At 31.6% G+C, this 14,176-nt stretch carries 11 protein-coding genes; 7 read left to right on the top strand and 4 right to left on the bottom strand.

From position 1 onward, the window contains the following. The first annotated feature begins 82 nt into the window (after positions 1 to 82). From B0A66_RS06645 to B0A66_RS06625, 5 genes are all read left to right on the top strand, one after another. Positions 83 to 1,159, top strand: coding sequence for a hypothetical protein (locus B0A66_RS06645; protein ID WP_089049072.1), 1,077 nt, complete (start codon positions 83 to 85; stop codon positions 1,157 to 1,159). Beyond that, entirely contained in the window at positions 1,120 to 1,977 is an 858-nt protein-coding gene (locus B0A66_RS06640) for an alpha/beta hydrolase family protein (RefSeq protein WP_089049071.1), read from the top strand. Before B0A66_RS06645 ends, B0A66_RS06640 begins: the two co-directional genes overlap by 40 nt. A 160-nt stretch (positions 1,978 to 2,137) precedes the next feature. Next, entirely contained in the window at positions 2,138 to 2,935 is a 798-nt protein-coding gene (locus B0A66_RS06635; protein WP_089049070.1) for a tetratricopeptide repeat protein, read from the top strand. A 198-nt stretch (positions 2,936 to 3,133) separates the two neighbouring features. Then, on the top strand, positions 3,134 to 3,715 hold the full coding sequence (locus tag B0A66_RS06630) for a Crp/Fnr family transcriptional regulator (protein WP_089049069.1): 582 nt from the start codon (positions 3,134 to 3,136) through the stop codon (positions 3,713 to 3,715). Positions 3,716 to 3,789: 74 nt separating this feature from the next. Next, positions 3,790 to 4,110, top strand: coding sequence for a DMT family transporter (locus tag B0A66_RS06625; RefSeq protein WP_089049068.1), 321 nt, complete (start codon positions 3,790 to 3,792; stop codon positions 4,108 to 4,110). Positions 4,111 to 4,212: 102 nt separating this feature from the next. Here B0A66_RS06625 and B0A66_RS06620 read toward each other — a convergent pair whose 3' ends face one another. Both B0A66_RS06620 and B0A66_RS06615 read right to left on the bottom strand, forming a co-directional pair. Beyond that, on the bottom strand, positions 4,213 to 5,307 hold the full coding sequence (locus B0A66_RS06620) for a Ppx/GppA phosphatase family protein (protein ID WP_089049067.1): 1,095 nt from the start codon (positions 5,305 to 5,307) through the stop codon (positions 4,213 to 4,215). 356 nt (positions 5,308 to 5,663) lie between these two features. Further along, positions 5,664 to 8,927, bottom strand: a complete 3,264-nt coding sequence (locus tag B0A66_RS06615; protein WP_089049066.1) for a T9SS type B sorting domain-containing protein — start codon at positions 8,925 to 8,927, stop codon at positions 5,664 to 5,666. 244 nt (positions 8,928 to 9,171) lie between these two features. Here B0A66_RS06615 and B0A66_RS06610 point away from each other — a divergent pair, with 244 nt between their 5' ends. Both B0A66_RS06610 and B0A66_RS06605 read left to right on the top strand, forming a co-directional pair. After that, positions 9,172 to 9,726 (top strand): hypothetical protein, encoded by a 555-nt coding sequence (locus B0A66_RS06610; protein ID WP_089049065.1) that lies wholly within the window; start codon positions 9,172 to 9,174, stop codon positions 9,724 to 9,726. A gap of 31 nt (positions 9,727 to 9,757) precedes the next feature. Further along, positions 9,758 to 10,159, top strand: coding sequence for a hypothetical protein (locus B0A66_RS06605; protein ID WP_089049064.1), 402 nt, complete (start codon positions 9,758 to 9,760; stop codon positions 10,157 to 10,159). A gap of 139 nt (positions 10,160 to 10,298) precedes the next feature. On the opposite strand, the gene B0A66_RS06600 is transcribed toward B0A66_RS06605, so the two are convergent. After that, on the bottom strand, positions 10,299 to 12,293 hold the full coding sequence (locus tag B0A66_RS06600; protein WP_089049063.1) for a flavin monoamine oxidase family protein: 1,995 nt from the start codon (positions 12,291 to 12,293) through the stop codon (positions 10,299 to 10,301). Positions 12,294 to 12,335: 42 nt separating this feature from the next. After that, a complete protein-coding gene (locus B0A66_RS06595) occupies positions 12,336 to 14,054 on the bottom strand; it encodes an alpha-keto acid decarboxylase family protein (protein ID WP_089049062.1) in 1,719 nt (572 codons plus the stop codon). Between the last annotated feature and the right edge of the window lie 122 nt (positions 14,055 to 14,176).

Raw genomic sequence — 14,176 nt, 5'->3', positions numbered from 1 at the left:
CTGCATACAGAGCAGAATGTTTACAAGTTATAAATGAACGAATTACATGTCAATATTATAATCAAGATTAAAAATATCCTCCATGCTAAACATTACTTTTAGTCAAACAGAAATAATTAATAAAATAAAATTATTAATTTATACAGAAGATCCGGAGATCTTAACAAAAGTTGACATTGATGATGATACATTGTTTCTCGAACCTTTATTGTTTTTTTACTTCAATTATAAAAGAGAAGAAGCTTTTACAAATCAATTTTTGAGGGAATTAATGCAAGGTTATTTTATTAAAAAAGAGGAAACAAGAATTAATCATTTGTTTTACGAAACAGAGATTACTTATTTGCCAAAATTAGGCTATTTCAAAAAGGATGAACCTGAATTTTTTGAGCCGATAGAAATGATCAAAGATACAAATATTGAAATTTTAAAACATTCATTCAATTTATTGCGACCTGTTTTTTCAGATACAGCAGGAAGATTAATTTCTGACTCTGAGATTACTTTTGGCAGTACATTATTTGATAAAAATATATCTTATTTAACGAATGCATTATTGTTTATCAAAGAAGATTCAAATGAACATTTTCAATTAATCGAGCAATGTTGTAAAAAAATATTGCTTTTTAAAACAGATCCGAATATTACAAATTCATTTTCAAGTGCACAAGCGCATGGAATTGCATTTCTGAATGTTTATCAAGATGAATATGATGAGGTCTTTTTTATTGATGATATTGCTCATCAAACGGGACATATTATTTTGACGACATTACTTCATGACCGAAAAATGATCTTTATTATAGATGAAGAACAGAAGGTTGAAGACTTGACTAAATTAAACGATCATAAGACTGTATACACACTTTTTCATGAACTTTATACCTATTATGCTATATTCTTGTGCTTAGATAATTCTTTAGCAAAGAATAGATTCAAAAAGAGACAAGAGAAAGAAGTGTTAGGAAGAATTGGTTTTTACTTATGCAAATGCGCTCACGATTTGGATAGATTTGATATAATAAATAGCTTCTACAATGGTGAAAGTAACGTTTTAACTGACCATGGGAAGGAAATCTTTAATTTGATAAGAGAAAAGTATTTTGAAGTTTCTAAAAAATGGCAGAGTATAACAAAAGAACACCACATGTTACTTTAAACTTAGAAAATATGAAATCACTATTATTAGTTCCTTTTACGTTTTATCCGTTTATTAACTTTGCAATTGCTCCAAAGGCGGATTATATAGCTACTCCCAAAGAAGTTAATATTGAATACAAAGAATTATTTATAGAGCGTAATAATGTCAAAATTTGTGTTTGGATTTGTGAACCTAATCAAGAAAGGTTAGAAAAGAGTCAATCGAAAACTATTTTACTTGCCTATGGGGATTACGGTAACATGTCTTACTATTTATCTTCTATTTCATTCTATACAAAATTAGGATTTACAGTTATTTCGTTTGATTACAGAGGTTTTGGAAAAAGCTCATCATTTAATATAAATTCTAATAGACTTTTTTATGAAGAGTTTGCTATAGATATGAAAACTGTTATATCTTATTGTAAAAGTGAATTAGGAATTAATAATTTGGGAATTGTTGCTTTATCGATGGGAACAATTGTTACACCTATTGCACTTCAGGGAGAAAATGCAGAATTTATTATAGCGGAAGGATGTATTTATGATATAAATACTTGTTTAGAAAGATTAAAACAAATAAAGAAAAGAGATATAGTTGTTGATACCAAATATGATCTTTCTAAAGAATGGAGTAAGATTAAATCAAAGATTTTAATTTTTGTTGCAAGTAAAGACGAGATTACAAATCTCGAAGATGCTCAAAAAATAGTTTTGCAAGATACTTCAAAGCGAAATTTATTAATATATAAAGGTGACCATTTGAGCATGTTGCTTGATGAAACAAATGTCGAAAATTATAAAAATAAAATTAGTCTGTTCGTAAATCGAAACTAAATAATCACTCAATAAATGTAACGGCATTACATTTTATTTCGATATGATGATTTTGACAGATTTAATTATTTAGGATGCATTAAAAAAAAATGCAGAATATTTTTTAATTTCAATTAAAGAATAACACAATATACATATCTCAATAAAAATACAAATTACAGTGAAAAATATAATTTTAATCATTTTAGTTTCGATTTCCCAGTTTCTTTATGCGCAAATAGATTCTGAAATAAAAAAGAAACAAGAAGCTATAATAACAGAATATGTAACTAATTGTGCGGAAGGTCATCATTATAGTATTATGATGGATGAATGGCAAAGCTGCCTTGATGAAGGTTTAAAAAAAGATAGCACTATTGCTGCTTTATGGCAACAAAAAGCAATGCCCTATTTTAAAGCCAGAAAATATGAAGTAGGAATGCAGTTTATTGACAAAGCGGTACAATATGACGCACAAAGATATCAGCCGTATAGAGCTTTTATAAAGTGCATTTTTAGTAAATCTTACCGTGACGCTATTAATGATTTTGAGGATTGTATTAAAAAATACGGAAACAATTATGTTATGGATCATACCTATAAATTTTATACAGGATTGTGTTATTTGCAATTGAATGAATATGAGAAAGCTGAAAAAATATTTAAAGAGTACAATGAAGATTTATTCAATAATAGGAAAGGATTGGAACATCCTACAGCTTTGTTTTATCATGGTATTACCAAATATGAATTAAGAAAATGGGAGGAGGCGATCATCTTATTTGATAAGGCATTAAAAATTTATCCCAATTTTTCAGATGTGAAATTTTATAAAGTAGTATGCTTATCGAGATTGAGAATTAATGAAGAAGAAGCCAGAAGATTATTTACTTCTGCCAGGGAAGATGCAAAACTTGGATTTACGATCAACGAAGATAATACGATCTATGAAAGATATCCTTATCAAATAAGATGGTAATTTTAATTACAAAAACTAAATCATGATCACAGAGAGAAACAAATTAATTACGGCATACTTATTTTTAGCTTTTACTATTTTACTGTCCATTTTATAAAAGCTTGATAAAATAGATTTTAATCCCTGGATAACGATAGTATTCGCGATCTTTGTTGTGTTTTACAGAACTTATATCTTTTTTAATAAGACCAATAAAAAATGACAGATCAAGCTCATATCGGAAATCCACTTATTCAGCAACTAAGTAAGTATGGATACCTTAGTGATGAAGCAGTAAAAGAGATTGATCGACGAACGAATTATTTTCTCAAAAAGAAAAATGAGCACTTTTTGAAGGAAGGACAAAATCTATCCAGTTATTTTGTAATTGCTAAGGGGATAATACGCGTTTATTTTCGTAGAAATGAAAAAGAAGTTAACGCTTGGTTTGGAGAAGAAAACCAGATTTTTGGTTCCATTTTGCCCATTTATGCCAATAAACCATCATTTGAGAATATTCAATTTCTGGAGGATTCTGAAATTTATGCTATTTCATCAGATGATTTGAATGAACTGTATCGTTTATACCCGGAACTAAATCTAATCGGACGAAAAATAGCCGAAGAAGTTTGTATCATTCTCGAAGAAAGAGCTGTTTCATTGCATACAGAATCAGCTACAGAACGTTATGAGACATTAATAAAACAGCAGCCCAATCTTTTAAACCGAATTAATCTGGGACATATTGCATCATATCTCGGAATTACTCAAGAAACGCTAAGCCGAATCAGAAAGCTGTAACTGATTTTGATCTACATCAAAAAATTCACTTTTTATATTGAGTTCCTTTGCAATTCAATATTAAATTATAAAAAATGAATTGGATTGCTTTAGTAATTGCGGGAATTTTCGAAATTGGCTGGCCATTGGGTATGAAAATGGCGCAACAGTCAGATAACAATAGTAAATATGTATGGATAGCTTCGGCAGTTTTATCTATGGGAATTAGCGGAGCTTTGTTGTTTTATTCTCAAAAAACAATTCCAATTGGTACCGCATATGCTGTCTGGACAGGAATTGGAGCAGTAGGTACACTTGTGGTTGGAATATTGTTTTTTGGTGATTCTTCAAATGTATTTAGACTTTTGTCTGCTACACTTATCGTTGCCGGGATTATTGGAATTAAATTATTCTAAATTTTCTTTTAGAATTATAAACAAAAAGAGTTGAATCTTATTAGTAAGATTCAACTCTTTCTTTATTCTAATTGGAATAACTAGAGTATAAGAGTATACGTTTTAAAAATTAGTGTTTACTTTTTTAGAACGATCTGCTACGTAAGACAGAAGCCATGTAATTTGTCCTTCTTTTGCAAAGTATACTTTTTTTGTTGCTAAGTTTGGAAAGCCTTCTAAAAATGAATACAAAATATTGTTTGCTGAGATCAGGTATGACTGGTCATAAATTTTTAAAACGCTCTCTGCTTCTTTGTTTGTTTTTGCAAGATTGCTGTACTTTACAAAATTGTTTTTAAGAACTGCATCGTAGTTGATAACATCTTCTAGTGTTAAAGGAACAAAGTGTTCTTTAACGCTTTCGTTAAAGTATAAGGTTACAAAAGACCATACAGCTCCGCCAGACAAATATATTTTGTCTTTTTTTGCTAAAAGCGGATTCGAATCTACCATTTCTTTTACTTTTTTGCGTAAAACAGTATTAAATTCAAAAGATTTTTCCTGATAGGTAGACATGTCGTTTGCCTGGTTTGGATTGGCAACAGATTTTTTAACGGCATCAGTAAGTGTCATCGTACCAAAATCAAGTTCTAAAGGAATAAACTCTAATTTGTTGTCAGCAAGCACATCGATATAACCTCCTTTGGTTCTTTGACCACCAATATCCAGTAGTAATGCGTTAGCATAATCAGCCGGAGGTATAGCACCTTTTACTAATACTTTTGCTTCTTCATCTTCGCTAATGATGTCAAGACTCTTGCTTGTTGACGAAGTAATTTTATTTCTCAATGCATCGATATTACGTGCTGATTCAAAAACAGGAGCGGCTACAATAAAGATGTTTTCTTCGGGAATTTTATAATCGGCTCTAATTTTAGCCAACTGTTCATTAATTATACTACTTACTTTTTTGATATCATCTTCTGGAACTCCACCAGTGGCAGCAATATGGTCTGCAAGAGCTATTCTGTCATTGGAGAAGTAAACAATTTTATATTCGGCTTTTTTAATGTTGTTTACATCAAGGACTGTAGTTTTTACTGCACGGCGTCCGATTTCAATTCCGGCATAAAAGTTTTTCTGAGCAAATGAATTGACGGAAAAAAATAAATTTAAAAGAAAAAATATTAAAAATTGGTTTTTGTTTTTTTTAAGCATTGTGTTTAATTGTAGGGTTTTAATAATGTAGAGGTTTGTGTGTGTTGTTTTTAATCTATGATTGTAGTAGTAAACTTAAAAAAGCTTATACTAGTAACTTATAAAGTAGAGAAGGCTTCATAATGTTTGACGTAAGTGTACATGATAAAACGAAAAAGTATTGATAATCAGAACTAAAATCCTGATTACTATAACTGTTAATATTTTTTGCAAATTTACAAAAACATCTACTAAAATAAAACCTGATAGTGAAGAAATAACATTAATTAATTATTAAGATAGTGGTGCAAACTTCTGATATATTATATTTTTGTACTATGTTGATGTAAAAATATACTATGGAAGTGATTTGCTTATTATCTTTTTAAAGAAAAATGCCCCCTAAAAATAGACTTATTATTAATTTCAGCATTAAACCAGTAATCGTCAGATGGCATTTGTTTTCCATTATAAAATCCATTCCATCCAAGATCTTTTTCGGATAATTCTTTTAATAATTTACCATACCTGTCAAATATTGTTACTTTTGAATTTTGAAATTTTTCTATATCATTGATATGCCAAAAATCGTTGTACCCGTCATTGTTTGGGGTAAAAAATTTGGGATAATCAATCAAAATAACTTCTTTAGCATCTTTACCACAACCATTTTTGTCTCTAATGTGAGTAATATAAGTTCCTCCTCGAATATTTTGGAATAAATTACTGTTTTGATAATTCACTCCATCTATAGAATATTCAAAATCACCATTACTTTCTGTAATAATTTCAATAAAATTATGATCAGTCAACTCACTGTATTTCACTTCTTTAATAACAGGGAGAGTCGAGCGTATTAATTTAAATTCGGTACTGTTTTCACAATATATTTCATTTTCAATTTTACCAGTTGTTAATGTATACTTTCCAGCATTAACTAGAATAGCCTCATAAGTATTGGATATAATAGTACCATTTTCAAATTTCCACTCGTAATGGTCAAAATTGTTGTCAATATTTATTTTCATTGATGGTAGTAGGTCACATAGATAATATGTTTTTTCTATTTTTGTACTAGCTACACTATTTACTTTTAAATCAAAACTTGTTTCAGAATAGCACAAATTATTTAATGTGTTTTCTACCCTAATAATTATAGTTTCAAGCCAAGGTCTGGTATTGTTGAATAATTTTGGTAAAGGACTTGGTAATGACTTTCCTTCACTATTAAAATATAAAACCTTTAAACCTGATTGATTGCCTATAATTTCCTTTTCTATATTTGATAGATCAAAACTACCAACACCATTACCTTCGTCACAAGAATATTTACTTAAAATTTTATTGATTTGAGGTTGAGAAGCAGTTTTTAAAACTAATGAAGTTTCGGTTTGACATCCGGATATCTTACTTTCAACCCTTACTTTTATTACCTCAATGTTTTTAGTGGTATTTGTGTATGGATTAGGGAGTGGGCTGGGTAGTGAATTTCCATTAGAATCAAAATATGAAATTTTCATTCCAACTTGATTTCCTAAAATATTGGTTTCTACATGTGAAGTGTCAAAATACTCAGAAAAACCATCATTGTTATCGTCACAGCCTATAAGTTCATCTAAAATGTTTGCGGTAGGTAATGAATTAACTATTAATTTGAAGTTAGATTCGTTGTAACAATTTGTATCCGTATTGATTACTTTTATTTTAATTTTTTCTTCCTTAGCTACTAAGTTACTTACAGAATTTAATGAGGTTAGTATTTTTTGACCATTTTCATGATAAAACTCTACTTTTAAATTTGTTGATATTCCTATTATTGAATTAACTAAAGGTTGTAAATCAAATACTGCAAAACCATTTGAATTATCGTCACATGTATTTATGTCTACTATGGCAGGTAAATAAGGTAATGGATTTACGATTAGATCAAAACTAGTTTCTGAATAACAACATGAATTGTTTTTATGACTTACTCTAACTGTAATTGATTCTCTACCTCTCACTGTATTTGTAAAAGGACTAGGTAATGAATTGTATTTTTTTTCTTTACCATCAATAAATGTCACAGTTTTATCAATTTGTCCACCTAAAATTTTTTGTGTAATTCCTGATAGATCAAATGATGTTGAAATACCAGTACCGAATTTATCTTCACATGCATAAATATTGTTAATCCCGTAAGCTTTAGGAGGCTCTGTAACATCAATTGTCTCAGTTAAAACTTCTACAGTTCCATCTTTAGCCGTTACAACTGCAGTAATTATATATTTACCATCTTCAGAAAAATCATGAAAAGGAGATAAGTCTGTAGAAGTATTAGTTGTTCCGGAGGCAGGATCACCAAAATTCCATATAACGGAAGCAATTTTTGATTTATCATCAATACTAAATTCTTTTAAAAATTCTGAACAAATGTTTGAGAAGTTCATCTCGAAGTGAGAGGTTACATTTTTTACATTTCCTGTTACATTAATGTAAAAATTAGCATTTGGTTTACCAAAAGCAGAAGTAGGTACATATTCATCATTAAATGTAGGCTGACCAGGTAAATTTGTACAATTTCTTTGCCACGAAACATCGTTGTCTTGGGCAGTACCTCCAATAAAAGTTAATGCTTCGCCATATTCAATTCCTTTTTGAACTTCTACGAGAATTTTTTTTGTACCGGCAGGAATTACTATTGGGGTATTAAAATCTACTTGTAAAATTTCAGAATTACGATTTATTGCTGGTGGAACCTGTCTCTTCTGACTGCTTCCTATTAAATCTAATTCGGAAAAAGAGGAGGGGAAATTATCGTCTATTTTATAGATGTTAAAATTAATATTTGCTCCCCATCCGGTTTTATTTACTGCGACCTGACCAGAATTAATAGTAAATTCTTCGTTGTCGGATATTCCAAAATCTTTTAATGTAAAAGTCCTTGCCCAATATATAGTTGAAGAAGAACAAGAATGAATATCTGTTTCTATTACATCATCACAAATATTATGAGAAAGCCTTACTTTTTCTCCTATAATTTGTGAGTCGACTGCTTCACCAGTAACATTGATGAAAAAATTTGCATTAGGAACTGGAATTGATAGATCTGTAGTAGGAGATAAAGAATTATAAGGATCGCAACCATAATACAATGATTCTCCAATATCTTGTTGTGTACCGGCTATAAAAATTTGTCCAGGTTCTGGATTGTAGAAATCTTTAATTTTTTGTATTGCAACCATGATCCTTTCTACGCCAGCAGGAATAACTACCGGTTCGTCAAAATCAACTTGAATAACTCTAGGATTTCCTTCAATTACTGGCGTTTTTTGCCAACCACGTGCTCCCCGTGCTTTTATAGGAAGTCTGGTAAAAGTATAAGAAGGATAACTTGCATCTAAACTGTAAATATAAAATTGAAAACTTGAACCACTATCAGATTTACTAATTCCTACTTGTCCGGATTTTATAATAAATTGTTCGTTAGGAGCTATGCCAAAATCAGAAAGCTTAAATATTCGCGACCAAATTTCATCTCGTTCACAAGAATACATATCAGTTTTAATAAGTGTATTTCCGATATTATTAGTTAAGGTAATTTGAGCATACGAAAATTGAAAGGAACTAAAAAACAAAAATAAGAGTATGTTTTTAACCATTTTTTTATAAAGTTTTGTAGTTTTTGATAGGTTGTAACATTACTGTTTTTTTTGCAAAATTATCATTTTAATTTGTATTTTTATTTAATTGGGACACCTAAGTTACCAGAAATTCTGACTTCTAAAAGTTTTAATTTTTGTTATAGTTATAGCGTTAATATAATTGTTTTTATTTAATTAAAATGATTTTGAAAATGAATTTTTAGATTATTCCCCAAATTAGATTAAAAAAACAACACCAACTATGATTGAAAAAAATACCAACAGCATAAATTTGAAATACATTTTTTTAGTTTTCGTTGCCGTTTTTTTAAGTACTATATCCCATGAATTAGCGCATTGGGGAATGGGACAATTTCTTGGAAATAAAATGACAGTATCGTTAAATACGGCAAATCCAATTTCAGGATCTTATTTACAGGAATGGCATAGAAACTATATAACCCTTGCAGGACCATTATTTACTGTATTGCAGGCAATTTTGTGTTACTTTTTGATAGTCAGGTATAAACGAATTGAAATTTACCCTTTTTTGTTTTTTCCGCTTGTAATGCGATTTGCAGCGGGATTGATAAATTTGAAAAGTCCAAACGACGAAGGAAGGCTAGGGCTTTCGCTTGGAATAGGATTACTCACTATTTCAATTTTTGTCTGTTTGTTTCTTTTTGTTTTAGTACGAAATGCAACAAAAGAACTCAAAATAAACTGGAAATTGAATATGCTAAGTTTTATTTTGTGCTGCTTATTTTTGCTGTTGCTAACATTTATTGATGCGAAATTTAAAATCAAACTTATCTAAATTCTTGGACTAATAAAGTCAATATGTATTAATGAAAAGTAAACTAAGAAAAATAGTTATAGATAATTTGATGTATTTATATATAGTCAGTGATAAATATAATTCAGAAAGTCAAACGAATACACTTACTGTAAAAGTATTTTTAGAAGGATATAAGCCAACACCTTTAACTATAGATTTTATAACTCTCGACCATTATTTTATGGGACAAATTCTAAAATCGGGTGTTAAATTAATAAACAGGATGCGTAATATAGAAGATACTGTAAATCTTAATGAGCCAAAATATATTCGGGAACTAATTCTGCAAGGACAAAAAAACGGTTGGAAAGGAACAAATAAATTTGCAAATCAAAATGGATTGGAATACTTAACCCAACTAGGGTATGAAACGGATATTTTACAGCCTGTCAAAATTAACCTTGTACACTAGAAAAAGTTAAAAAGCTGTGCATTATAATAAAATGCACAGCTTTGAAGGTTTTAAAATCGGAATAAATAACGAGTTAAAATATGTAGTGAATTTAAGTACAATTGAGTATTAAAGTTATTTTAAAACCGTTCTTTAAAAATTACTCCGGACTGATAAATGGATAATATTTTTCGTCTATGATAGGTTTGATTCCAAAGAAGTCATTCAAAACAGATTCGGCAGTACAAAAAGCACCTTCAACCCATGCCTGATCATTAGAATAAGTTTCGCCTACTATAAAAATATCGCAATCTGCTTTTGGAACAAGTTGTGATGGCTTTCTGATTTTTCGCTGTACATCACCTAAATCATAATGCGATTTATACGCGTGATAACCTGCGTTAAAAGGAGGAAGAGACCAATCCATATATCTGGTTTCCAGTGGTTCCGGTACATCAGAATAATCAGCTTCTGGTCCAAAGTGCAATGCAGCCAGTTGCGAGCGAAGCATTTTTATCATAACCGGAGTAGCTTCTTTCGGGCCTTCTAATGGTTGACAATCTCTTGACTCAGGAATTTCTCTCGTTGTATCCGGACCAAGTTCTAAGGCTTTCCAGAATGTAGTGTATTGAATGTCATCATAACTGGCAAGAATACCGTATACTTTTTTCTCTTTTTGGTTTAAAGCATTATCACCAAAATAAACCACTTGTCTGATAGGCATATCTGTAATACTCGGACCAATAGTATCCAATTCGGCAATAGCCAAAATTTGTTTTTCTTCTTTAAAAGTGAGACGTTCCTGAATTGCATTTTCTACAGCAGCAATAAAACTTCCTTTATCGTTAAAAGCTATATTTAGAATAACCGGATTTTTTGCTAATTCTATAGATTTTAAATAATTAGCTGGGAATTTTTCTTTTTTAAGTTTGGCAATTCCCTCTTGAGTCAGAAAATAACTTGTTAGTTTGGCAGGATAAGTTGGACTTCCGGCAGTAGTTTCTCTCCACCAAGGGCTTTTAAAAAACATTCCAACTTTGTACGAAGGCTCCATAAGGACAGATTCTAAATATAGTTGCACTTTTTCGTGATTCAATACATCCAAACCTTCTTTATCTGCATATCGGGTTGCCTGAGCCACCAACTCGATAGATGCTCTTGGCATAGCAAGAAATGCAGCATCACAAAATTTAGTTTCAGCAAGTGTATCCGGCGTTTCACGTTTTGCTGTAGTAAATTCAATACCGGATTTAGTATGCAAAATAGAACGCAATCGCGTATTTGGATAATAATTTAGTGTAATTCCTTTTTGTTTGGCCAGTTTTTCGACTTCTTCAAATAAACTGTCAAATAAACTGGAATATCCTTTTATTAAAGTTTTATATTGTGTTCCCGGTGTAAACTCATCATTAACGTTAAATGACTGAGCACTGTGACTATTTACGACGTTCGAGCTATAACCGTTACCATCAGCTAAATAACTAAAACCTTCTTGTCCAAGCATATCATAAGCCAGATTCCAATATCCGATTTCTTTTAATAAATCTCCTTTTTGAAAAATAGAACTGTCAGGCATATCAATATTGATTTTTCCTTCTTCATAAAACTTGCACCATTCTCTTCGGGTAGTTGGTCCCGAAGTCGCTGTTATTGCAACAGATTGTATTGTTGTAAAACCATCATCGGGTGGGCTGTCCTGCGCATAATCGTTAGCGAAGTAGGGAGCAGGATTATTAGAATTAATGTCAGAAATATACATGTTTTTAGAGCGCAAAGACATTAGAGGATCAGCAGATTCGTTGAACTCAATAGTATCTTTTTTTAAATCCAGTTCCTCAATCGTTTTGGTAACCAGTCGATGTCCGGCTCCTTGTGGAGTGCCGTCCCAATAAGAATATCTCATACCACCCAATTCGAGGTACGAATTGTTTTTATCATTCTTGTAATGCCATGTACAGACACGTGCACCTGATTCTCTGGTTCCTGGATTTTTTTTAGAAAAATCATATTTTCCCCAGTCATAAAGTTCTAGTACATCGCCTTTAATAAGCATTTTGTCGTTTTTTGTTTCATTAGAAGTTCCGTTAAGTAACCTCCAGGCCGTATAGAGTCCTGCTGCACCAGCTCCAAAAATAGAATACGTTTTCTTACTCATGATTGTATGTTTTTAGGTTGTTTGTTAGTTTTTAATAGGAGATTATTCATTGCCCAATCTGTACATTTGTTGTGCAAGATCTTTTTGAGGGATTATAATTTCAACCAAAGAAGGAAGATTTGTTTTTTTCTTTAGTTTAAGAAGTACATCGTCTAATTCTGAAACGGTTTCGGCTCGGTAACTGTTGGCACCAAATGCTTTGGCAAGTGCCTGATAATCCCATTTTGGAAGAATATCAAATTCATCAAACTTATGAGCGGGTCCGGCTTGAAACGAATCCATATCGACATATACCTGCTCAATCGCATATACTCCGTTACTCATTACAAAAATGACAGAATTGATATTGTATTTTACAAGCGTTGAAAGAGATTGTGCTATCATCATAAAACCACCATCTCCGGCTACAGTCCAAGCTTGTTTGCCACTGCCAAGCTGAGCTCCGGAAGCAGCTCCGGTTTCAAAACCAATACATTGCCAGGCAGCAGAAGAAATATAGGCGTTCTTAGATAAGCCATAAATATTTGTAGCCACATACATAGAGGAGCTTACACCAAAAGTCAAAACGATATCCTGTAACATTTTTTGCTTCTCTAAAAAAGAAACTGTATGCTCAAAAAAGCGGTTGAAGGTTATAACGTTGGGCGTTTCATTATATTTAGGATCCGAATTTGATCTCCATGGTTCAGGAAATTTGGGTTGAGGTGGTGCTATCGTTTTTAAAGGATACGAGTTCGATTTTTTGAAACGCTGAATTAGTGCTTCGATAAAATCTTTTAAGGTTACATTATTATAGGTAAAATAACCAACACGCATTTCTTGCGTAGTTGCCTGAATCATATCCGAAAACTTATTTTCTACCAGCCATAAATAGTCGTCAGTAATAATTGTTCCGAGAGACAGAATACAATCAGAAACTTCAACCAATTTAATTACTTCTGGTATCGAAGCCTGATCAGAATAAGTACCAATAAATTTATCTCCTTTTTCATCCAGTACCGTTTTTCCCAGTGAAGTTGTGGTGTACAATATTCCGCTTTCCTTAATAAGTTCTTCTAATAGATTAGACAAACCGTGTCTCAAAATTTCTACACCTGCAAAAATCAGTGGCGATTTGGCCTGCGTAATTTGAGTCCAAGCCTGAGAAACGGCATTTTCCAGCGCTGCAACTTCACTCTTTGGTATTTCAGCTTTTAGTTTTTTATCAGAAGGTTTTGGACAAGGTTCGCCCCAGACTTCTTTATAACATGCAATGTACACAGGACGTTGATGTGTAAGGGCAGCAATAATTAATTGGTCTATTTTTTCAGGAGCATCAACAGAATTACTCAAAGTTTCGGCGGCAACCGTTACTCTTTCATAAACTTCCTGATCTGCGTTGAGATTGCCGGTAGAGTGGTGGTAAAGTACATTGTACATACTTCCAATTTGTCGGGCATCTGCTCCGGGAGCAGCGCTAATTACAACAACAGGACTACGTTCTACATAAGCACCTGCAATAGCATTTAAGGCACTAAAAGTACTTACACCATATTGTAATGATACGGCTGCTAAACCGCGCGTACGTGCATAAGCATCTGCAGCATAAGAAGCATCCAGTTCATTAGACGTTCCAATTGTTCGAATACCTTCAAAGTTTTCTAAGGCTTGGGTAAAATGTTTGACATAGTCACCCGGAATCTGAAAAACTTCCGTAACATTTAATTGTTTAAGTCGGGTTAGCAGATAATCTGCAACGGTAAATTCTTTTGTAGATTTCATGTTTTTGCTAGTATAAATTGAGCGTTTTTATTTATAAAACTACTACGAGGGAATAGCTTATATAAAAAAAAGGGTATGAGTGCCGAATTTTTATACACAGGAAACCAAAATTGAAGCACGAG

Source organism: Flavobacterium hercynium (genome assembly GCF_002217285.1).
GTDB lineage: Bacteria > Bacteroidota > Bacteroidia > Flavobacteriales > Flavobacteriaceae > Flavobacterium > Flavobacterium hercynium.
This window is presented reverse-complemented; position numbering and strand designations above follow the sequence as displayed.

Excerpts from the sequence above, each read along its gene's own strand:
- B0A66_RS06645 (WP_089049072.1), top strand. The coding sequence starts at position 83 with ATGCTAAACATTACTTTTAGTCAAACAGAAATAATTAATAAAATAAAA.
- B0A66_RS06640 (WP_089049071.1), top strand. The coding sequence starts at position 1,120 with ATGGCAGAGTATAACAAAAGAACACCACATGTTACTTTAAACTTAGAA.
- B0A66_RS06630 (WP_089049069.1), top strand. The coding sequence starts at position 3,134 with ATGACAGATCAAGCTCATATCGGAAATCCACTTATTCAGCAACTAAGT.
- B0A66_RS06625 (WP_089049068.1), top strand. The coding sequence starts at position 3,790 with ATGAATTGGATTGCTTTAGTAATTGCGGGAATTTTCGAAATTGGCTGG.
- B0A66_RS06620 (WP_089049067.1), bottom strand. The coding sequence starts at position 5,307 with ATGCTTAAAAAAAACAAAAACCAATTTTTAATATTTTTTCTTTTAAAT.
- B0A66_RS06615 (WP_089049066.1), bottom strand. The coding sequence starts at position 8,927 with ATGGTTAAAAACATACTCTTATTTTTGTTTTTTAGTTCCTTTCAATTT.
- B0A66_RS06610 (WP_089049065.1), top strand. The coding sequence starts at position 9,172 with ATGATTGAAAAAAATACCAACAGCATAAATTTGAAATACATTTTTTTA.
- B0A66_RS06605 (WP_089049064.1), top strand. The coding sequence starts at position 9,758 with ATGAAAAGTAAACTAAGAAAAATAGTTATAGATAATTTGATGTATTTA.
- B0A66_RS06600 (WP_089049063.1), bottom strand. The coding sequence starts at position 12,293 with ATGAGTAAGAAAACGTATTCTATTTTTGGAGCTGGTGCAGCAGGACTC.
- B0A66_RS06595 (WP_089049062.1), bottom strand. The coding sequence starts at position 14,054 with ATGAAATCTACAAAAGAATTTACCGTTGCAGATTATCTGCTAACCCGA.